Genomic DNA, 22171 nt, shown 5'->3' on the forward strand with positions numbered 1-22171 from the left:
TGCATTAAGACGATTCATAAGAACCATTTTTACTCCTTTCTTGTACAATTTTTACCCACACATCAACCCCGCTTGTGGTGTGCAAGTAAGTGGTTTTGATTGATTCAAGATAAGCAGATTTGAAATGAGAGAATCCTACAGTATTAGTTTTTTCATTCAATATGAAAACAATAAGTTATCATTATAAATCAAAGTGATGTGGCGTGATGAAGATGCTTATGCAAAGAATCTAAAAGTTTTTTTGCGAGTGTTTGAATAAGTTCTTTGTTTTCTGAATTTTAGATACAAAATACTATTGCTAAAGTACTAAAAGTAGATCATGCTGATAAATAGATGAAACTTTGATGGCGCTTGGTTTTAAAAAAGACAATATTTGATTTCACTGTTTGCGCGGGCATTAATTTTGCAATAACAGATGATAGTTTATTGCGTGCAGAATACTGTTATTCAGATTTCGGTAAAAAGAAATTTATAAAAGAATATTATCATTAACAGTTATACGAAAATTTAATGAAAATGAATCCAACTTTAAGACACATAATTCTAGTGTGATTTAGTTTACAAATTCTCATTGAATGCAAAATTAAAAGTTTAAGAAGCCTTATTTTCAAAAAATCTTTATTTTTTTGTGAGTGTGTCATTTTTGCTACAGATATTTCAGAAAAGATGCTCTATATGAATTTCATTTTGGATATTTGGAGAGATTTTATGAATACAAAACGTTTAATAACAGCGTCTATTTTTTCTTTAATTTCAGCGTCTACAGCACTAGCTGCTGATGTTATGATTCCTCATCAGCCAGCATCATCGACTACTTCTACCATTGTTGCACCTACTTTTTCATGGACAGGTCTTTATTTAGGTGTCCAAGCTGGTGGTTTTTCGAGCAAAGCTGATGTGGCTCTTGTTGGTCAAGAAAAGAGTTTACCACTGGATAAAGAGTTCTCTCCTAAACTTTCAGGTTTTGTAGGTGGTTTTTATGCAGGTTCTAATATTGATCTCGGTGATAACTTTATTTTTGGCATCGATACGGATTTAATGATATCTGGAAAAAAACACACAAAGACCATTACCATAGGTGCGGCTGATAACACTACAGTAGAAAATGCAGTCGTAAGATCCCGCAGATCAGCAAGCCTACCAACGCTTCAACCAACACAAGAAGCAATAGGAACACAGGCACAAACGCAAGCAGCAAAAGCCGCTTCAGGAAGATCTGCAGGTGCAGGAACACCTGCTGGTGCAGGAGCTGCAGTAGTAGGGACGCCAGCAACAGGATCTGCGTCAGGAAAACTTGCACCAGCAGCCTCAGAAGCAGTGCAATCCAAACAAACAGGCGATGTTAATTCAACAAAAACGCCAGTAGTGTCAACTCTACCATCAAAAACGTTAACATCTGAATCGTCAGGAGTACAAGCAGTTTCCGCTAATCAAGTAACAAAACCACAAGCAGGAACGACTACAACGACAGTATTAAAGGAGAGAATACAAGCAGCTGATACATCTAAACTAACACTCTCCAGTACAGGGACAAAATCAGTGCAATTGCCATCGTCCTCATCAGGAAGATCAGATACAGGAGGGGCATCGGTAGGTAGATCACAACCAGCTGCACCTAAATCGACATCCCTTACAACAGGAGCAGGAACATCAGTGCAGTCAGCATCGCGATCAGCTACTGTATCAGTAGTGCCTGCACCAGTAAAACCTACTGTAACAACACCAGAAGTACAGCCAGCAGTAAAAGCACCTACACCGGTACAATCTGTATCACAACCATCAGCAGAAAAAACAGTACCGAGTTCATCACTTGTACTCGCGAGATCAGGGTCAACCTCTGATTCAGCAAAATATTCCAATGGAACAAGCGGAGCCCAAAACGGAGGTCATCATAGTTCTTCCCATGGTAGCGGAAATGCTAATTCGCATGGTGCACCTCATGCAGGTGGGCGTAGCTCTGGTGCTCATCCGAATGGTACTAATCCACATGCTTCTCGTTCTCATGGTGGACAGAATATGTCTGGACACGCTGCACAAAGTACACAAGCGGTGGATAAGAACGATTCCAGTATATATGCTATAGAACAAATAAAAAAGATGGCTTCTGAACTTGGTCTTGATCAAGAGGATGAAGTTGAAACTTTAAATCATACTTTCAAACAAAATTGGGGTGGTGCTACACGGGTACGTATTGGTTTTGCTGCTGATCGCTTTATGCCTTATCTTGCTGGCGGTATTGCTTATGGGCAGTTCCAAGACACTGTATCAATATTCGTTAAGGATGAGGATGGAAGAGTCGTTTCTTCTAAGAACTTATCTGATGAAACAAAAACCATGATTGGTTACACACTTGGTGGTGGCGTTGATTTCTCGGTTTTGGATAATGTGATTGTACGTGCAGAATATCGTTACTCTGATTTTGGTAAAAAGAAATTTGCAAAGGAAAAACTTGAAGTTAACTACAAAACCAATGATTTCCGTGTTGGTGTAGCTTATAAATTCTAATTTTTAAAAGAGTAAATTTCTAAAAGGCTCCACTATTAGTGGAGCCTTTATTTTTAAAAGATCAATTTTTGGTTTCTTTTCTTGTGAATTTCATGATAAAGCCCATAGATTGTGATGATATATTTTCCTGATCGCTGCTTAATACGAATGATAAGCTCCGCTTTCCCTATAGATAAAAACCAGAGTTGCAGGGTTCAGGGAAGTTATGCAAAAATGAAATCGTAAAAGTGGACAGGAATATTTCACAATGGCTGTGAAAAATGAAACAATAGATTATTCAAAAACTCTTTATCTCCCACAGACAAATTTTCCTATGCGTGCAGGGCTTCCGCAAAAAGAGCTTGAATTGATGGCGCGTTGGGAAGATATGGGGCTTTATGCGCAATTGCGCCAACAAGCAAAAGATCGTCCATTTTATATTCTTCATGATGGTCCACCTTATGCAAATGGTCATATTCATATTGGGCATGCCTTAAACAAAGTTCTAAAGGATGTGGTTGTCCGTTCATTCCAAATGCGCGGTTTTAATGCAAATTATGTACCTGGTTGGGATTGCCATGGGCTTCCAATTGAATGGAAAATTGAAGAAAAATATCGAGCACAAGGAAAAAATAAGGATGAGGTACCTCTTAACGAGTTTCGTAAAGAATGCCGTGAATTTGCACAGCATTGGGTAACCGTTCAAAGTGAAGAATTTAAACGCCTTGGTGTTGTGGGAGATTTTAACGCGCCTTATACTACAATGGCTTTTCATGCAGAAGCACACATTGCCAGTGAATTGATAAAATTTGCTATGTTAGATCAGATTTATCGTGGTTCCAAGCCGGTGATGTGGTCTGTTGTAGAGCGTACGGCTTTGGCAGAGGCTGAGATTGAATATCATGATCATGAATCAGAGGTGCTTTGGGTTAAGTTTCCTGTCTTTGAAGCAAATTCTGATGATTTATATGGTGCTTATGTCGTCATTTGGACAACAACACCGTGGACAATTCCAAGCAATCGTGCAGTGAGTTATTCTTCGCAAATTTCTTATAGTATTTACGAAGTTGAAAGTGCTGAAAATGATTTTGGTCCTCAAGTGGGAGAAAAGCTTCTCTTTGCAGACGCTTTAGCGATGAGTTGTGGAGAAAAAGCCAAACTTGTTTTGAAGCGTTTGCGTGTTATTTCTTCTGAAGAGTTGAAAGCTCTTGTTCTTTCTCATCCACTCAAAGGTTTGGCTGGGTGGTATAACTTTAAAATTCCATTGCTTGATGGTTCGCACGTAACAGAGAGTGCTGGTACAGGTTTTGTCCATACAGCACCAAGCCATGGGCGTGAGGACTTTGAAATTTGGAATGATTATAAGTCCTTACTGGAGCAAGCGGGGATTGATTCATCTATACCGTTTCCTGTTGATGATGCAGGGTTCTATACGAAAGATGTTCCAGGTTTAGGACCAGATCGTGAAGGAGGACCTGCACGTGTTATTGATGATAATGGAAAAATGGGTGATGCCAATAAAGAGGTCATTAACGCTTTAATTAAAGCAGATCGATTGTTTGCACGGGGGCGTTTAAAGCATTCCTATCCCCATAGTTGGCGTTCAAAAAAACCGGTTATTTTTCGCAATACACCACAATGGTTTATTTCAATGGATAAAGATTTTGGGGATGGTTCAACTTTACGTAGTCGGGCTTTGGAAGCTGTTTCAAAAACGCGTTTTGTGCCGTCTTCTGGACAAAACCGCCTAGCTTCTATGATAGAAGATCGTCCTGATTGGGTTCTTTCTCGTCAGCGTTCTTGGGGTGTTCCTATTTGTATTTTTGCGAATGAGGATGGTGTTATTCTAAAAGATGAAGGTGTGAACGAGCGTATTTTACGGGCTTTTGAAGCAGAAGGGGCAGATGCATGGTTTGCTGAAGGAGCACGTGAACGTTTTTTAGGTGAGCGTGCACATGAGCCTTGGGTACAGGTTTATGATATTTTGGATGTTTGGTTTGATTCTGGAGCCAGCCATAGCTTTGTGTTAGAAGATCGGGCTGATTTGAAATGGCCTGCTGATGTTTATTTTGAAGGTTCAGATCAACATCGCGGATGGTTCCAATCTTCTCTTTTGGAAAGCTGTGGTACGCGTGCTTGTTCTCCCTATAAGGCCGTGATCACACACGGTTTTACTTTGGATGAGAATGGTAAAAAAATGTCTAAATCTTTAGGCAATACGGTTGTTCCGCAAGAGATCATTAAAACATCTGGAGCTGATATTTTTCGTCTCTGGGTTATGACAACCGATTATTGGGAAGATCAGCGTTTAGGCAAAAAAATACTTCAAACAAATGTGGATTCATATCGTAAACTACGCAATGCAATTCGTTGGATGCTAGGAACTTTAGCACATGATGATGGAGAAGAAGTATCTTATGGTGTACTGCCGGATCTTGAAAAATTTATATTGCATAGGCTTTTTGAACTTGATCAGTTGATTAATCGCGCTTACGATGAATTTGATTTTAAAAAGATTATGCGTGCATTATTGGATTTTTCAATCATTGAGTTATCGGCATTTTATTTTGATATCCGCAAGGATTCTCTTTATTGTGATGCGCCTTCATCAAAAAAACGCAAGGCCTCCTTGCAGGTTGTCCGTGAGATTTTTGAGCGTATGGTCACATGGCTTGCTCCAATGTTGCCTTTTACTATGGAGGAAGCTTGGTTAGAGCGTTATCCAGAAAGCCAATCGGTGCATTTGGAACAATTTCGCTCTGTACCAGAAGAATGGCAAAACCAATCTTTGGCTGAGCGTTGGAAAAAAATTCGGCAGGTCCGTAAAGTTGTGACAGGTGCTTTAGAGCTTGAACGTGCTAATAAGCGTATTGGATCCTCTTTGGAGGCTGCGCCTATTGTTTTTATTTCCAATCTGGTTTTACGAGAGGCATTAGAAAATGTGGATATGGCGGAGATCTGTATTACCAGTGCACTCACAATTAGGCAGGACACAATACCTTCTGATGCTTTTACTTTGAATGATGTTGAAGGTGTTGGTGTATATCCAGAGAAGGCATTAGGAAAAAAATGTGCTCGATCATGGCGTTATACACAAGATGTTGGAAGTGATCCAGCTTATCCGGATGTATCTGCTCGTGATGCAGCTGCTTTGCGGGAATTGCAGATTCTTGGCAAGATTTAAAGTTTTAGATCAAAGGAAAGAAATGCAAGTAAATTTCTCATATTGATGAATATAGTTTTTTGTGGTACGAAAAAAATTCCGTTGTTTTATCTGCAGGGGGGAAATTTGTGTATGGACCGTTCTCTCATAAATAACGGGAATATTAATCAGCCATACACCTAGGAAATGGAATAGGCAGTGAGAAAACGTGAAATAAAAATATTTCCAATAGGAATTTTAGGGATGTGCTTTGTTTTAACGGGATGCAATTTATCCGCTCCTACCTATGGTACCAATAAACCAGTTTCAATACAGTTTTTTGAAGATGTTGCTAATATCACTTCATTAACACCAACAAATAACAGCAGCCAGATTGTTATGAAACCTCATCCAAAACTTGTAATACCAAGCCCTAGTTCACGCAGATTTTTGCCGGTACCACAACAAGATAGATCTGTCAATGAAATGGCAGCATCGAAGAAGCATCAAGGAAATACACCTTTTCCTCACAAAGGATCGTCAGTTAATGGCGTTGGTTCAGAAAATCCTTCACAGTTGAATGCGAAGCAACGACAAGAATATTTACGTCGTCAGAGAGCACAAGTTGGAAGTTCAAAATACCGTCGCTATCTCACTGAACCACCTTTAAGTTATCGCCAACCGGCAAAAACCGCACCTATTGGTCGATAGGGAAAAGACAAAACATTTAAAGTAAAGTATTTTTCCAATTACTTATGATACCAAGCTCTCATTCGCGCGCAGTTATAATGCTGCTGTAGGAGGGGGTATTCTCATGAAATAGCAATATGACAACAGCATCGAGAGATTCCTTATGCGTTTCCTTAACACGAAACATTTCTCAAGCTCATTTTACAACATTGCTCATGTGGATAGTATAACGTAAAATCTATTGTGCTCCAATACTTTATGCTTAGGAAGGAGAAAGTGGATACCATCATTTCATTTTACAGACTCCAATGTTGCGATAATTCTTGCATTTGAGAGCTTTCATAAGAGACATTTTTAGTCTTTTCTAAAACGTTCTTTATCCAGACGATAATTCCGCTTATGATGTGCAAGAAAGAGATTTTTACTGTTTCAATGTAATTTGAAATGAGAGTATATCTACGATATTTTGGACTTTATATTTTATATACAAAATAATGAATTATTCTTTTGAATGAATGTATCATCTAATAGAAACAATATGCAGAATTAAAAGAGAGAAAAAATGCTTCGAAATAGCTTTTGCTATATATATATCAGAAGAATTAACAGTCTTTTTTGAGAAGTAGGATAGTTTTTAAAGAGTGAAAGTTATGGAAGAAGAATTATTTTTAGTATCGCTTTTGTACAAAAAAGTCTTTAAGTAATTGAGCTGCTTCTTTTTCCTTGAAACCAGAATAAATTTCAGGTTTGTGATGGCAGGTTGTTTGCTGATAAAAACGTGGGCCATTTTCTATAGCACCTCCTTTGGGATCATTTGTTGCATAATAGAGACGTCGTATGCGTGCAAATGAAATGGCAGCGGCACACATAGCACAAGGTTCAAGTGTTACATAAAGATCGCAATCAGGAAGCCTTTCGCTTTGCAATGTTTCGCAAGCCATACGGATTGCGCGTATTTCTGCGTGTCCTGTAGGGTCATATGCAGATTTTATAAAGTTACCAGCGCGTGCAATGATAGCTTTTCCACGTGTAATGATAGCACCTACGGGAACTTCATCTTTTTTTGCAGCCTCTTGCGCTTCTAAAAGGGCTATTTCCATGGGCGTCAAGGTCATAATATTCTTTCTACTGAAGGTATAGAAAATCTAAAGGTTATCTCGATAAGGAATGCTATGGAATGAATAATTTATTACGCTTTTATAATGAAAAGAATACCTCTATTTTTTTAAGAGTTTAAAACAAACTTGCAAGTTGGCAGATACATTATTGTCGTTAAAGGATAGAAAATGATAAATGATTATGCTACTTCATTTTTCAGGATAAGCGGTATGGTGCATGTGAATAATTTTCTGAACATACTTGCAAAGATTGGTTTGAAACGCAAATGAATGAAAATAATGAGAGTGAACGAATTGCTAAAAGGTTAGCGCGTGCTGGTATTGCTTCGCGTCGAGATGCAGAAATGATGATTGTTGCAGGTCGTATTTCTGTGAATGGTAAAGTCGTGACAACGCCTGCTTTTAATGTTAGCCGCTCTGATGTTATTATAGTTGATGGCAAACCTTTACCTCCTATAGAACGAACGCGTTTATGGCTTTACCATAAGCCAGCAGGTCTTGTCACCACGAACCGTGATCCTGAAGGCAGATCTACAGTATTTAGTAATTTACCAAAAGGAATGCCGCGTGTTCTTTCTGTTGGAAGGCTTGACATTAACACGGAAGGGCTTTTGCTTTTAACCAATGATGGTGGCTTAGCGCGTGTATTAGAGCTTCCTGTAACGGGGTGGGTCCGCAAATATCGCGTCCGTGCTCATGGAAGAGTAAAACAGAGTGCGCTGGATAACCTTAAAAATGGTATTGCAATTAATGGTATTTTTTATGGTTCGATTGAAGCATCAATTGAACGCGAACAAGGGTCGAATGTATGGCTTTCTGTCGCTTTGCGAGAAGGAAAAAATCGTGAAATAAAGAATGTTTTAGGGGCATTGGGATTATCAGTTAATCGATTAATACGTGTATCGTATGGTCCATTTCATCTCTCTGATTTAGAAGAAGGAGCCGTGCAAGAGTTAAAAGGGCGGATGTTACGAGATCAGTTGGGTGAGCGTTTAATTATGCAAGCCAATGCAGATTTTGATGCTCCTATTCTTAAGCCATTTTCAAATTATGCAGTTGTTGCAGAAAAGCAAAGTCAGAAAGATCTTTCTGTTGCAAATGATGGTTGGGTTTTCTCAAGTGAAAGGGCGATACGACGCCGACCAAGAGATGGTTCTGTTGAACATAGTCGCGCACGATTAAGTACAAAGTCTCACGAGAATGTAAAGAAGGAGAAAAGTGAAGAAGGAAAAGCAGAGCGTTTTCTACCGCGTTCTCGCCGTGCTAATGTTTGGATGGCTCCTGGTGCACGTCCGCAAAGTGCACGTAGAAAGCCTTCTTATAGTGAGGAGAAATCGCATGGTCATAAGAGCGATTTGGATGGTAGAAAATCATTTCATCGAAGCAAGGAAAAACTAAAAGAAAATCCGTCATACAAAGAGAAGAGAGAAAGTTTTGTTCAAAAACATGGCAAAATATCTTATGAAGAGACGCATCCCTTTGGTAAGAAAGATCGCTTTTTAAAGGATAAAGAGAAAATGATAAAAGGTGGTCATGATGAGCATTCTTTTGAGAGAAAGAAAAAGGTAAAATCGTTTGGTGGTGCTATGAAAAAATCTAAACCACATAGGGACGGTGCAAAAACTTCGAAGCGATTTGGAGGTCCACGTGCGGATCATAGGCGGTAAATTTGCTGGGCGTGTTTTGTTTTCGCCTGTTAATCAGTCGATTCGCCCAACGAGTGATCGTACACGTGAAAGCCTTTTTAATATTCTTTCTAGCCGTGAAGAACAATTTTGGACCAATAAACGCATTCTTGATCTTTTTGCTGGGACTGGTGCTTTAGGCATCGAAGCACTTTCACGTGGAGCAAAGGCTGCTGTTTTTGTTGAAAACTCGGTTGAGGGGCGTGGGGTAATTCAAAAAAATATCGAAGCCTTTGAATTACAGTCAATAGGGCGGATTTTGCGTCGAGATGCAACCAAACTTGGTAATATTGGAACAATGCTGCCATTTGATGTTATCTGCGCTGATCCTCCCTATAGCCATTGTTTAGGTGAACGTGCTTTTGTAGAAGTTTTGCGAGGAGGGTGGGCAAAAGCTGATACACTCTTCATACTTGAAGAAAAGAAAGATACAATGATTCATTTACCTGACGTCTTTTATCTAGATGATGAGCGTTTTTATGGTGAAACAGCAATACGTCTCTATAAATTACGATCGCTTACATCTTGAGAAAGTTCTTGTGTTTATCTGATAGGATGAAAAAATGCTTTTACACAGTTTTCTTCATTTTATATGGTTTTTAAAAGGTTAAGCAGAAAATCAATAAAAGATTCTAATGTTAAAGGAATTGATGAATTTTTATTAGCTTTACTATAGAAGGATGTTTTTTCTCCAATAGGATATATATTCCTCGATAATAGTTATGATCTTTTTTGTCTAATTTTTTCTGCTATACCTTAATCATCACATTTCATCAGCAGTTGAAAGCTTTAAGCTATGCAGTCTGGATTTATATCTTATATGATGCGTAACGTCTATTTTTGTTATTGTATAAATTTAAAAAAGATATTTTGTTTAGTATTGAAAATATTGTTCATTTATCCTGAATATTTGTGTGTTTAGTTTAGTAGTATCCCTTGTTGATTTAATCATTACATATTAAGTAAATCTGAGAGTATTAAGTATCTTATCGTTGTGCAGCTTTAAGGATACTTTTTTATATTATTCTTTATCACTAAAGATAAGTAATTTGTAAAAAAGGGGAGATTATCGTGTTTAATTGGATATATAGTGAAGAGATTAGTACAGAAGCAAGTGCTGAGCAAATTTGGGCTATATGGGAAGATGTGGCATCATGGCCTTGCTGGGATAGTGAACTTGAGTGGGTAGAACTTTTTGGTGCTTTTAAAGTAGGAGCTGTAGGCCAAATGAAACCTAAAAAAGGACCTACAGTAACTTTTACACTTGATAAAGTTATAAAAAATGTTTGTTTTTCTGATTATGCTAAACTTCCTTTTACACGTATGAGTTTTAATCATGAATATATTTGTTCAACAAAAACTGGTTCTTCAAATAACAAAATTCGTCATACTGTAATCATGTCTGGTTTACTTGCTCCTTTATTTGGAATGATTATTGGATCAAAAATTAAGTTACATCTTCGGGATGCAATGATTGAAATGAGTAGACGTGCTCTTACTGAAAACAAAAGCATTTTGTAAGGGGGTACATTTATAAAGAAGTTAATACCTTAAAAAAGGTGCAGAACTCTTAGCCTTGTTAGAATGAAATCAGTTATGAGTATATAGCAAATTGATGAGCTATGATTTGGTTTTAGTTAGCTGTTGAAATCGTGTCAAAGCATCTTACGGGATTAATTTTGCACTAAAAATCTTATGAAATTCATTGAATTTTTTATATATAAAAGCTTATAAGATGCTCTCTTCGTTGAAAATGAGAAAGTTTCAGAAGCTCATTGCTTCTCTTATGATGTAGGCCCATATCGTCATGATATTTGCTGGTTTCTAATGTTGCGATAGCTTTTGCATTTAAAACCTTCATAAGAGACATTTTGATTTCTTCTTAAATGGTTTTCATTCATACGCTCCTTACTTATGATTTGCTCGCAAATAGTTGTGATTGACTCAACATGAATAGGTTCGAAACAAAGAGAATTTTATGCTATTAGGCTTTTTTATACAAATTACAAAACAATAAATTATAAGTATAAATCAAACTGTTAATTTTATTGAAAGATTACAAGATAATTTCTTGATTACTTTTAAATATAAAAAATGAGTTCTTTATGATATTACGTCCATTAGGGTAAAGAAGTTTATGACTGCTCATTTTGTTGAAACCATAATGGAAGGAAATATTTTTTACTCTGTTTAAGTTTTGTTTCATTTACAAGAGTGCCGTCTCATTATGAGAGAGTTTATAGAAGCAAAGAAGTGTATACAAATATAAGGCATTTTCTTGATTATTTCTTGGAAATTAAAGAATGCTATAGGAAAGATATGAGGTAAGTTTTTTACTACCCAGAGGAAGGAAGACCTGTGATTTAGATCATTTTATGCTTTTCGAATTTTTGAGGACTTTGGCTTAAATTCAAGTGTTATTGCTAAGACTTTTGTTAATTGCCAATTGTTCTGTTGATTTGATTGTCAGTGGAGATTTGGCTCCTAAAATGATAAGGGCCCATGAGAAATCTTGAAACTAAAGAGATTTTACGGCATATACGGCATATTACGTCTTTTCATAAAGAAGCTAAAAGGAAAATGATTTAATGCATTAAAAGAAAAAGAATGCATGAATGTGCATAATCTTATGAATCAATACACAAGAGTTATATTCTGATTTGTATAAATTTGTCAGAATGCTTATCAATGTAAATAATAAAATATTTTAGGGAGTCTATAATGACTGATAAAAACCAGATTGAGAAAGCTGTTTCGCTGGTTGAAGCAGCAAAGCGTTCTGGTGCAGATGCTGCTGATGCTGTTATTGTTCATGCTCATTCTACCAGTGTATCAGTTCGTTTTGGGAAAGTCGAATCGACAGAAGCAGCAGAGAGCAATGATTTTACTCTAAGGGTTTTTGTTGGAAAAAAAGTAGCAAGTGTTTCTGCTAATTTAGGATCTTATCCGCAAGAACTTGCGGAACGTGCTGTTGCGATGGCTAAAGCTTCTCCCGATAGTTTATTTGAAGGTTTGGCAGATAAAGAGTGTTTGGTTAAGTATCCTAAAGATCTTGATCTTTTTGATGATTTTGTACCCAGCAGTCATTTTTTAACAGAAGATGCTTTAAAAACGGAGGCAGCAGCTCTTGATGTTAAAGGTGTAAGCAATTCTGGTGGCGCTGCAACAGCTTATGGCCGTAGTGGGTTTATTCTTGTGACCAGCGATGGTTTTTGTGGAGCCTATCGCTCAAGTTGTTTTTCACGTTCTTGTAGTGCTCTTGCAGGTGAAGGAACACAGATGGAGCGGGATTATGATTATACAACAGCCTTACATTTTTCTGATTTAGAGGCAGCAGAAACTGTGGGAAAGAATGCAGGGCTTGGTGCTGTTCGACGTTTGGGGGCAGTTCGTGCGGCGACTGGGAGCGTTGATGTTATTTTTAATCCGCGTACGGCTCGTGGAATTGCAGGGCATATCGCATCTATGGTCAATGGAGCCTCTGTGGCTCGAAAAACGAGTCTTTTACAGAATTTCCTAGGCAAGGAAGTGATGAAGCCTAATGTTAATGTAACCGATCAACCTTTGCGATTACGTGGAAATGCTTCTCATCCTTTTGATGGAGAAGGGGTAGAGGGGCAAACACTCAATATTATTGAAAATGGTATTTTAAAAAATTGGCTTCTTTCATCATCTACAGCACGTGAATTGGGACTTAAAACAAATGGACACGGTATGCGTTCGGCATCATTAGTGCAGCCGACCAGTACAAATTTTGCTATTGAACCGGGTTTAGTATCGCCTTGCGATATGATAAAAGATTTGCGAAATGGATTTTATGTGACCGAATTATTCGGTCATGGCATTGATTTTATTACTGGTCAGTATAGTCGTGGAGCTTCCGGTTTTTGGATTGAAAATGGTGAAATTGCTTATCCGGTAAGTGAAGTAACGCTAGGTTCTGATTTGCTTCATATGTTAGCACATTTAACACCTGCCAATGATATTGATCGGCGTTATAGTACAGCTGCTCCAACATTGTTAATTGAAGGGATGACACTTGCAGGAAAATAACACGCATCATTCTTCTGATTTAAATCTTTTGCGTGACGTTTGTCGAGAGGCAGGAGATTTAGCAATGCGGTATTTTGGATGCACGTTGGATGTCTGGATTAAAGAAGGTAATTCCCCGGTTAGTGAAGCAGATTTTGCTATTGATCATTTCTTGAAAGAGAGGCTTCTTGGAGCTCGTCCAAATTATGGATGGATTTCAGAAGAAACAAAAGATAATCGAGAAAAACAAGATTATTATGAGCGCTCTTTTGTTGTTGATCCTATTGATGGAACGCGTGGTTTTCTTTCTGGCAATCCTTATTGGTGTATTTCGGTTGCCATTATTGAGAATGGGCGTCCTATTGTGGGCGTTCTACAATGTCCGGCTCAAGGAGATGTTTATACAGCTGTAACGGGTGGAGGGGCAACATTAAATGGGATAAAACTTCCTCGTTTAGCCTTTGAGGTTCATCGAAAATATAAAATTTCACTTGATAAATCGCTCGCACAAAAATTACCAGATGATTTTCTCAATCAAGTCAGTCTTTATCATTATCTTCCTTCTCTTGCTTATCGTATTGTTCTTGTTGCTCAAGATGAAATTGATATCGTATTAGTTCGTCCAAATTGTCATGAATGGGATATTGCCGCTGCTGATCTTATTTTGCAGGAGTGTGGAGGGTGTTTTTTATCGCTTGATGCCCCTTTACTATCTTATGGAATTGAACCTTACCAGTATGGACTTTTAATTGCTGGTAAAAATAATTGCTGTCAAGATATGATAGATGTTGTTCGTCAAACAAAGTTAGTTTAATCACATAAAAGCGCGCTAAAATAATCTAAATGATATGGAGGCACATATGACTGAAACCAAAGGAAAAAAACAATATTTACATCTTGTATTTGGTGGGGAATTAAAAAATCTTAACAGTAATCAATTTAAGAATCCTGATGATTTAGATGTGGTTGGTATTTTCTCAGATTATCAATCCGCTCAAGAAGCATGGCAGGCAAAAGCACAAAGCAGTGTAGATAATGCATTACAACGTTATTACATTGTAGATTTGCATCAGTTTCTTGATGCTGAGTTAGGCGATGCAGAATAAAGCTTGAATATTTGGTTATTATAACCTGTAGATTGCTTCATGCTTTTGTTTAGTCGTCCTTTTCATAGGTACGTTCTTCGGGTAAAATAGAATGCCGTAAAAAAGAATATGCTTGTTGTTTAAAATTCATATGTTTTTTTAAGAAACATCTCCCAAAGCACCCAAGCTCATTTCATAATAGTGTCCGTGCAAGGTATAAAATCCATTATTGCACCACCATCTTTACGCTTAATAAAAATGCAAGACAGTTTCTATCAACCTATTTACAACAGCAATATTATCATGACAGCTATCACTCGAAGTTTATGCTTATATTGTGAATAGTCACTCTGCTTTTGAATGGGGTATGAGACACTAATGCGTTAAGATTAATAAAAAGAGTAGCATTATTAATGATAGCAATTATTACTCTGTTGAGATTATTAGCACTCGTTACTTATCTATTGGAATTTTTTCAACGAGTTATTACTATAAGCTTAGAAACCATGAAAGTCGTTAGAAACTTTACCAAAATTAGAAACTTAGAGAAACTAAATAGATTTATGAAGTTAACTTACCTCATAAGGGGTTATTGAGTACTCATTTAAAACTACAATCTATAAGTTAATCATTTTGTGTTGATTATATACAATCTTAAAAGGAATAATATATCATTGCGACCTCCTGAAAAGAGAGGATTTAAAATTTTGAAAACTCTTATTTAAATTGCTTTAAGACTTTTAAGAAATTCTCTATTAAACAAGATTAGATTTTTCTGGATTACCTTTAAGAGATTATATCACAATTTAAAATGAGAACTCTATACTATTCAAAAGTTTTTTAAGATTAGTTTGACATATTCATTTTATTGAAATGAAATAATAGAGATTGATCTTTCTTTTAAACACATTTTATTTATTGTATTTATATTAGGTTGTAATGTCTATATGGGTTATTTTTTGAAAAATTGACAATACCTAACATATGTAAAAATAAGCTTTTTCTCTAAAATACCAACGTGCAAAATTCAAAGTCTCATTAAAATCATAAGAAGTATTTATTCAGTGAGTTGAAAAAATTGATACAATCTATGTCATAGGTTTATCATTTATATTTTAAAAATTATAATCGACTGAAATGTAGTTTTGTTATTTTTGAGTAAGATTTTTTATAGGGTGCAGAATGAAGTGATAAAATCGATATAAGTTACAAAATTTAATTAAAAGAGATTTAAATAATGTGTATATGTATTGAATTTTCTCATGGATTAAGCTTTTTTTATTTAAGATATGAATGATATTAAAAAATATGGATGCAACCAATAGTGTTGATGAATTTTTTAACAAAATAAGTATATAGATATCTTAAAATAGCTGGATGAGGTGATTTTAAATGGTAGAATTAAAGGCACATACGGCTCTTTTAAGCTATCGAATGATTGGTTTTTGCTTATGTCCTGTTATTCCTTTTTATTTGTTCTTTCGTGCTATTCGTGGAAAAGAAGAGTGGTGTCGCAAAAAAGAGCGTTTAGGTAAAAGTTCTCATATACGCCCCCAAGGTTCATTAGTTTGGTTGCATGCAGCAAGTGTTGGAGAAACACTTGCACTTTTTCCACTTGTAAATTATATTTTATCATTGAAAATCAATGTATTAATGACAACAGGGACTGTGACCTCTTCTACTCTTGTGAAAAAACATTTTGGTGATAGGTTGATTCATCAATATGCTCCTTTGGATTTAGATTTTGCAGTGCGCCGTTTTATTAGTCATTGGAAGCCTGATCTCGTCTTGATTTGTGAATCAGAAATTTGGCCTCTTCGTATTAAAGAACTTGCAAAAATGCGTATTCCGCAGATTTTGGTTAATGCCCATATGTCTGAACGTTCTTTTAAAGCTTGGCAAAAACGACGTGTTCTTGCCAAACATATTTTTAAGGATATTGATTTGGCGATTGGTCAAAATGAAAGAGATGTAGCTTATTACCATACACTTGGCGTAAAATCTGTTACGTTTTCTGGTAATCTCAAGGCTGATGTTTTTCTGGTTGAAAATCAAGAATTGCTTGCACGTTATCGTAATGCTATCGGCAATCGCCCAGTTTGGGCAGCTGTTTCAACGCATGAAGGGGAAGAGGAGATTGCTTTTGAGGTCCATAAAATTGTTAAAAATTATTTGCCAGATTTATTAACAATTATTGTACCTCGTCATCCTGAACGTTCAGAAGATCTTATCAGAAAATGCGATAATAAGGGGTTAAGTTTTATTCGTAGGAGTAGAGACGCTGTTCCAAACATGAATACCGATATTTTATGGGGAGATACCATTGGAGAAATGGGACTTTTTCTTCGCTTATCGAAAGTTTCTTTCGTTGGTAAATCGTTATGTGGAAATGGTGGACACAATCCATTGGAATTGGCTTTGCTTGGTTCCGCTATTTTGACAGGGCCTCATGTTTCAAATTTTCAAGAGATGTTCAAACAATTTCTAACGCATGATGCAGCATATATGGTTCAAGATACAAAACAGCTTGCTATTCAGGTGTATAAGCTTTTAACAAATGAAACATTGCGGCAAGAAATGGTTGATAAGGCTCATGAAGTGGCGACAGGTATGGCAGGTGCATTTGAGCGCACATTAAAGATTTTAGATCCATTTTTACAACCCCTTGTAATACAAACAGGTTTACGTCAGCGTCAGGGTAGATATGCATATTAGCGCCCCTCGTTTTTGGTGGAAAAATAAAAGCTTTTTGCGTTTTGTGTTAGCTCCAGTTTCATGGGGGTATGGTTATTTTTCAAGTCGTTTTATGACAAGACAGCCTCCCGTGATTGATCTGCCAGTTTTGTGTATTGGAAATTTTACATGTGGCGGTGCGGGTAAAACGCCGGTTGTTATTGCTTTTACAAAAGTGGCTAAAGAACTTGGTTTCGTACCCGGTATCGTATCTCGTGGTTATGGTGGATCAGTTAAAGGGGTACATCTTGTAAATGAAAAATATGATACTCCATATAGTGTTGGAGATGAGGCACTTTTACTTGCACCGCATGCTTTTGTAGCTGTATCACCTAATCGTTATGCAGCGGCACAACGGCTTAAACAAGAGGGATGTAATCTTATTTTAATGGATGACGGATTTCAAAGTCGCTGTCTTTATATGGATTATGCGTTACTCGTTGTTGATGCGATGCGCGGTTTTGGTAATGGAGCTGTCTTTCCAGCAGGACCTTTGCGCGTACCATTAAAAACGCAGTTTTCTTTTATGGATAGTGTTTTATTGATTGGTCACTCCGATGCGCCTGATAATGTCGCTTTTCTTGTTTCGCGTACTGGAAAGCCTTTATATCGTGCTCATCTTAAAGCCAGTGCATCTGATGAGGTTTCAGGAAAATCATTTTTGGCATTTGCTGGTATTGGCAATCCAGATAAATTTTTTAAATCTATTAAAGAATTGTCTGGTCATGTGGTGCAAACTTACATATATCCAGACCACTATTTTTTCACAGATAAAAATTTAAAAAGCCTTATACAAAAGGCTAAAATGCACAATTTATGGCTAGCAACAACAGCTAAAGATTATACCCGTATACAGACAATTCACATGCAAAAAGATTTGAAAAATCTTATTATCTTTGATGTGAATGTCGATTTTGTTCAAAAAGACTTCTGTCGTATGGTCCTTGAAGAGGTCATGACCCGCTTTAGAAAACGTTCCCTTGAATTTTCTTGTCTAAAAGGCAAAAGCTAAATTTATAGCTTTCGAGGGGTTATTTTTCTTTTGTTTTTAACAATTGCTTGAGATATGGGTTGCACTCAAGTTCGCGCTGATAGGAGATTTCACAACTAGCATATGCTTCTTGGCGGTGATGATTCCAATATTTTAAATCATCTATAGGGATTTTTTGCCCGCTAACAGCACAAATGGTATAGGTACCATATTCTATAATGTCATATCCGTTATTAGAATAATGAATTTTTGCTTCGCGTTCACCATTGGGAAACATTATAACTCCTTCTTACTTGATACAAGAGATTCAAGAAAAGTGCCATAAAATGTATTATAAAGTCGAGAGTTAATTTTAAAATATTTTTCTTGTAAAAATGATGCATGGCTTATTTTCTGCCAAAAAGCCGTTCTATATCTGCCAATTTGAGTTCAATATAAGTAGGGCGTCCATGATTACATGTACTTGTATTAGGTATTGCCTCCATTTGTCGTAATAGTGTGTTCATTTCTTCGGGGCGTAAAAGGCGCCCTGACCGTATTGAGCCGTGACAGGCCATCGTTGCTGCAACATAATCAAGCATTGCTTTTAAATTATTTGTTGTATCATACTCAGCGGCCTCATCTGCGAGATCTTTAATAAGGGCTTGGACGTTGATTTCTCCTAACATGGAAGGTGTTTCACGCACAACAATTGCTCCTGGTCCAAATGGTTCTATTCCTAATCCAAATTTTTGCAAAGCATCTTTATGCGTTAAAAGGCATGTTGCATCCTCTTCAGAGAGTTCTACAATTTCAGGAATAAGTAATAACTGTGAAGGAAGTGGTTTGGAATAAAGTGCATTTTTGAGTGCTTCATAAACCAATCGTTCGTGAGCTGCATGCTGATCGACAATGATCAAACTATCTTGTGTTTGGGCGATAATATAGTTTTTATGGATTTGTGCTCTGGCCGCTCCTAATGGATAAGATAACTCTTCTGATGAAGATGTCGTGCTTGGAATGTATGCATCCCCACTTGGTGTATTTAAGCCCTCCATAATAGGAGCGGCATCTTCTTTTAAATCAAAAGAGTGAGTACTATCCAATGGTTTTTGGATCATTGAAGCGCTGGTAAAATGATGAGGTTGTGAACTGTAAGAAGAGAACTGGTGCGTGTTCTTAAAACTGCCTAATGGTTGTTGTGCCAATGATTGTTGTGTTTGAAATGCAGCAAGCATTGCTTCAGAACGGGTTGAAGTAGGACGAATACCAGATTGTTGCAATGCTTCACGAATAGCTCCAACAATCAAACCACGAATTAATCCTGGATCACGGAATCGTACATCAGCTTTGGCTGGGTGAACATTAACATCTACCTCAGCAGGTGGGAGGTCAATAAAAAGAATAGCGACAGGATAACGATCTCGTGTCATGACATCAGCATAAGCGCCTCGGATAGCGCCCCATAGAAATTTATCACGCACGGGACGTCCATTAACATAAGCAAATTGATGAAGGCTGTTATTTCGGTTGAAAGATGGCAAACAGGCAAAACCTGTTAAGCGCACCGCTTCGCGTTCAGCATTCAGCGCAATGCTATTAGGGGCGAATTCTTTTCCCATAATCTGCGTAATACGTTGTAATTGTCCTTGAATATTATTTTCTGTAGCAGACAATTCCATAGATGTTCTGTCTAGTCCTGAAAGAGAAAAGCGGATATGTGGAAATGCGATAGCAATTCGCTTAATCATATCGCTAATAGCATTTGTTTCAGCCCGATCAGTTTTCATAAATTTTAATCGTGCCGGCGTGACAAAGAAAAGATCACGAACTTCAACAATTGTTCCAAGATTCGCAGCAGCTGGTTTGGGTCCTACAATTTTTCCTGCAGTAACGGAAATTTCAGCAGCGCTCTCAGCATCTTTTGTTCGTGAAATGAGTTTAAGTTTAGCAACAGAACCAATAGAGGGGAGGGCTTCTCCTCTAAATCCAAGGAAGCAGATATTGTGTACGTCATCGGTAATCTTTGAGGTACAATGGCGAGAAACTGCTAAAGTTAATTGATCTGCAGGAATTCCATAACCATTATCACTCACCTTTATAAAATTTTTTCCACCATTTACTGTAATAATTTCAATGCGTGTTGCACCAGCATCAATAGCGTTTTCAACAAGTTCTTTGACAACATTTGCTGGTCGTTCAATAACTTCACCGGCGGCGATTTGATTAATAATATTTTCGCTAAGATGGCGTATAATCATAATAAATTCTAACAGGAAACTTAAGGGTTCTATAGAAAATTATGATAACATCATTTGCGCGACATTCAAGAATAAGAGAGCATGAGAGGTATTATTTTTACAATACCTCCTATTTTATTTTATGTTAACAAGTCGGTTGGAAAAAACATAAAAATAGTTTTTATCACTTTAAAATAGCTTGCACCAATTTATCATCTAGGTCAAAAAAAGAAACAATGTAAAAAGGGAAGGCAATATATATGGCGCGTATAAGCGGTATTTTAGCAGATAGTGATATACAAGCTTTGATTGAGAATAACTTTCTCAAGGCTCAGTATCCATTTGATAGATCTCAAATACAACCAGCAAGTCTTGATCTTCGTTTAGGAGAGAAAGCTTATCGTATACGTGCTTCTTTTATGCCGGGACCTGATACAAAAGTTTTGGATAAGCTTGAACGGTTAAAGTTGCATGAGTTTGATTTACGAGACGGAGCCGTTTTGGAAACGGAGTGTGTTTATATTGTTCCTCTTTTGGAAAGTTTAGCTTTACCAGAATTCTTATCTGCTGTTGCCAATCCCAAAAGTTCTACAGGACGATTAGATATTTTTACACGTGTCATTACGGATAATGCTCAGGAATTTGATAAAATTTGTGCTGGTTATCATGGTCCACTTTATTTGGAAATTAGTCCACGCACATTTCCAATTTTGGTGCATACAGGCTCACATTTATCACAGCTTCGGTTTAGAAAAGGGCAAAGTTATTTAAATGAAATAGAGTTGCACACTTTGCAAAGGCAAGAAACACTGATATCGGATGATTTTCCTAATATTAGTGTTGGTGGTATTGGTCTTTCCATTAATTTAAAGGGAGACGAAAACGGGCTTATAGGTTATCGTGGTAAACATCATACAAGTGTTATTGATATTGATAAACGTGCCGTTGCCCACGTTTTAGATTTTTGGGAACCTCTTTTTGATCGTGGTCAAAGGGAGTTGGTTCTTGATCCTGATGAATTTTACATTTTAGTTTCACGAGAGTCTGTTCATGTGCCTCCGCTTTATGCCGCAGAAATGACACCTTTTGATCCTTTAGTTGGCGAGTTTAGGGTGCATTATGCAGGCTTTTTTGATCCAGGATTTGGGCATAAGGAGGCGGGTGGAAAAGGAGCAAGAGCGGTTTTAGAAGTGCGGAGCCATGAAGTTCCTTTTATCTTAGAGCATGGTCAAATTATTGGCCGTTTGGTCTATGAGCATATGCTTAATCGACCATCAACCCTTTATGGACATGATGTTGGATCACATTATCAAGCACAGGGTTTAAAGTTGTCCAAGCATTTTAAATGAGTTGGGAACCACGAATTTTGATAACATGTATGCAGAAAGCGTATTTTAGATAAAAAAAATTTTGTGCTTCGCAAAACCGGCGTCATGCATTCTATTTTTAATTTCCAAGGTTATTTCATCTCTTGCATTTGAGAGGGTATGAGAGGCATTTTTACTTCTTTTTTCAAGAGGTTCTATCTATACGAACTCCCTTTATGATGTGCAAAAGAATAGTTTTGATTATTTCATCATGACAAAATTTACTATATTCAATATGTTATTCATATTTATTATTATAATAAATCAATAGGTTAATAAAATTCAATATAACAGTAGCTACTCACTTTTCAAAGTAAATATGCGAGATTGGATGCTGCAATTGACTCAATTTTTCTAGAGTGTAATAACCAGTATATTTTATTCCGTATAAAAATTATCCTTAAGAGTTAATAAATAAGTTTTCACTCCAGTTTAGTAACAATTATTTTCAATAAACATTGTTCTAATTTTAGTAACTCATTTATAGCCTCAAGATATAATATTGCTAGAAAATTATTCAATTAAATATGAAGAGTTTCTATTGGTATGAACATTAAAAGTTTTTATGCTTTATGTGAATTAGGCACTATGCATGAATAAGTAACAGATCTCAGTTTTGAATATT

Annotated in this window: 15 protein-coding genes; 12 read left to right on the forward strand and 3 right to left on the reverse strand. The window is 36.8% G+C overall.

Translation table 11 applies throughout. The annotated features are described in order from the left end of the window. Positions 1–708: 708 nt before the first annotated feature. From ACFINO_RS07240 to ACFINO_RS07250, 3 genes are all read left to right on the forward strand, one after another. Complete coding sequence (locus ACFINO_RS07240; protein WP_375655330.1) at positions 709–2505, forward strand: outer membrane beta-barrel protein; 1797 nt, start codon at positions 709–711, stop codon at positions 2503–2505. A gap of 247 nt (positions 2506–2752) precedes the next feature. Continuing rightward, complete coding sequence (gene ileS / locus ACFINO_RS07245; protein ID WP_375632849.1) at positions 2753–5668, forward strand: isoleucine--tRNA ligase; 2916 nt, start codon at positions 2753–2755, stop codon at positions 5666–5668. Positions 5669–5845: 177 nt separating this feature from the next. After that, positions 5846–6337 carry a hypothetical protein gene (locus ACFINO_RS07250; protein WP_375612104.1) on the forward strand — a complete coding sequence of 164 codons (492 nt, stop codon included), beginning with the start codon at positions 5846–5848 and terminating at the stop codon, positions 6335–6337. 647 nt (positions 6338–6984) lie between these two features. On the opposite strand, the gene ACFINO_RS07255 is transcribed toward ACFINO_RS07250, so the two are convergent. Further along, positions 6985–7431: a nucleoside deaminase gene (locus tag ACFINO_RS07255; protein WP_375632851.1), complete on the reverse strand. Its 447-nt coding sequence runs from the start codon at positions 7429–7431 to the stop codon at positions 6985–6987. 269 nt (positions 7432–7700) lie between these two features. Here ACFINO_RS07255 and ACFINO_RS07260 point away from each other — a divergent pair, with 269 nt between their 5' ends. The 8 genes from ACFINO_RS07260 (at position 7701) to lpxK (ending at position 17981) form a co-directional block, all read left to right on the forward strand. Then, positions 7701–9101: a pseudouridine synthase gene (locus ACFINO_RS07260; protein WP_375655331.1), complete on the forward strand. Its 1401-nt coding sequence runs from the start codon at positions 7701–7703 to the stop codon at positions 9099–9101. Beyond that, the gene (gene rsmD / locus ACFINO_RS07265; RefSeq protein WP_375655332.1) at positions 9082–9648 is read left to right on the forward strand and encodes a 16S rRNA (guanine(966)-N(2))-methyltransferase RsmD; all 567 of its coding nucleotides are present in this window, start codon (positions 9082–9084) and stop codon (positions 9646–9648) included. The genes ACFINO_RS07260 and rsmD overlap by 20 nt, the downstream gene beginning before the upstream one ends. A gap of 542 nt (positions 9649–10190) precedes the next feature. After that, the gene (locus tag ACFINO_RS07270; RefSeq protein WP_375655333.1) at positions 10191–10640 is read left to right on the forward strand and encodes a hypothetical protein; all 450 of its coding nucleotides are present in this window, start codon (positions 10191–10193) and stop codon (positions 10638–10640) included. 1200 nt (positions 10641–11840) lie between these two features. Next, positions 11841–13172: a TldD/PmbA family protein gene (locus tag ACFINO_RS07275; protein WP_375612375.1), complete on the forward strand. Its 1332-nt coding sequence runs from the start codon at positions 11841–11843 to the stop codon at positions 13170–13172. Continuing rightward, positions 13159–13965 (forward strand): 3'(2'),5'-bisphosphate nucleotidase CysQ, encoded by an 807-nt coding sequence (locus tag ACFINO_RS07280; protein WP_375618599.1) that lies wholly within the window; start codon positions 13159–13161, stop codon positions 13963–13965. The genes ACFINO_RS07275 and ACFINO_RS07280 overlap by 14 nt, the downstream gene beginning before the upstream one ends. Before the next feature lie 46 nt (positions 13966–14011). Further along, positions 14012–14257 (forward strand): DUF4170 domain-containing protein, encoded by a 246-nt coding sequence (locus ACFINO_RS07285; RefSeq protein ID WP_375618600.1) that lies wholly within the window; start codon positions 14012–14014, stop codon positions 14255–14257. 1371 nt (positions 14258–15628) lie between these two features. Beyond that, complete coding sequence (gene waaA / locus ACFINO_RS07290) at positions 15629–16951, forward strand: lipid IV(A) 3-deoxy-D-manno-octulosonic acid transferase (RefSeq protein ID WP_375655334.1); 1323 nt, start codon at positions 15629–15631, stop codon at positions 16949–16951. Beyond that, a complete protein-coding gene (gene lpxK, locus ACFINO_RS07295; protein WP_375655335.1) occupies positions 16941–17981 on the forward strand; it encodes a tetraacyldisaccharide 4'-kinase in 1041 nt (346 codons plus the stop codon). Before waaA ends, lpxK begins: the two co-directional genes overlap by 11 nt. A 19-nt stretch (positions 17982–18000) precedes the next feature. Here the strand turns inward: lpxK and ACFINO_RS07300 are convergent, their stop codons facing one another. Both ACFINO_RS07300 and mutL read right to left on the reverse strand, forming a co-directional pair. Next, entirely contained in the window at positions 18001–18237 is a 237-nt protein-coding gene (locus ACFINO_RS07300; RefSeq protein ID WP_375608064.1) for a DUF2093 domain-containing protein, read from the reverse strand. Between the two features lie 109 nt (positions 18238–18346). After that, on the reverse strand, positions 18347–20200 hold the full coding sequence (gene mutL, locus ACFINO_RS07305) for a DNA mismatch repair endonuclease MutL (protein ID WP_375655336.1): 1854 nt from the start codon (positions 20198–20200) through the stop codon (positions 18347–18349). Positions 20201–20439: 239 nt separating this feature from the next. Here mutL and ACFINO_RS07310 point away from each other — a divergent pair, with 239 nt between their 5' ends. After that, entirely contained in the window at positions 20440–21528 is a 1089-nt protein-coding gene (locus ACFINO_RS07310; protein WP_375655337.1) for a 2'-deoxycytidine 5'-triphosphate deaminase, read from the forward strand. Positions 21529–22171: the final 643 nt, after the last annotated feature.

It is taken from the genome of Bartonella sp. AA83SXKL (genome assembly GCF_042196965.1).
Classification (GTDB): domain Bacteria; phylum Pseudomonadota; class Alphaproteobacteria; order Rhizobiales; family Rhizobiaceae; genus Bartonella.

Bases quoted from the DNA above. Each gene is read 5' to 3' on its own strand.
- ACFINO_RS07240 (WP_375655330.1), top strand. From the start codon at position 709: ATGAATACAAAACGTTTAATAACAGCGTCTATTTTTTCTTTAATTTCA.
- ileS (WP_375632849.1), top strand. From the start codon at position 2,753: ATGGCTGTGAAAAATGAAACAATAGATTATTCAAAAACTCTTTATCTC.
- ACFINO_RS07255 (WP_375632851.1), bottom strand. From the start codon at position 7,431: ATGACCTTGACGCCCATGGAAATAGCCCTTTTAGAAGCGCAAGAGGCT.
- ACFINO_RS07260 (WP_375655331.1), top strand. From the start codon at position 7,701: ATGAATGAAAATAATGAGAGTGAACGAATTGCTAAAAGGTTAGCGCGT.
- ACFINO_RS07275 (WP_375612375.1), top strand. From the start codon at position 11,841: ATGACTGATAAAAACCAGATTGAGAAAGCTGTTTCGCTGGTTGAAGCA.
- ACFINO_RS07285 (WP_375618600.1), top strand. From the start codon at position 14,012: ATGACTGAAACCAAAGGAAAAAAACAATATTTACATCTTGTATTTGGT.
- waaA (WP_375655334.1), top strand. From the start codon at position 15,629: ATGGTAGAATTAAAGGCACATACGGCTCTTTTAAGCTATCGAATGATT.
- lpxK (WP_375655335.1), top strand. From the start codon at position 16,941: ATGCATATTAGCGCCCCTCGTTTTTGGTGGAAAAATAAAAGCTTTTTG.
- ACFINO_RS07300 (WP_375608064.1), bottom strand. From the start codon at position 18,237: ATGTTTCCCAATGGTGAACGCGAAGCAAAAATTCATTATTCTAATAAC.
- mutL (WP_375655336.1), bottom strand. From the start codon at position 20,200: ATGATTATACGCCATCTTAGCGAAAATATTATTAATCAAATCGCCGCC.
- ACFINO_RS07310 (WP_375655337.1), top strand. From the start codon at position 20,440: ATGGCGCGTATAAGCGGTATTTTAGCAGATAGTGATATACAAGCTTTG.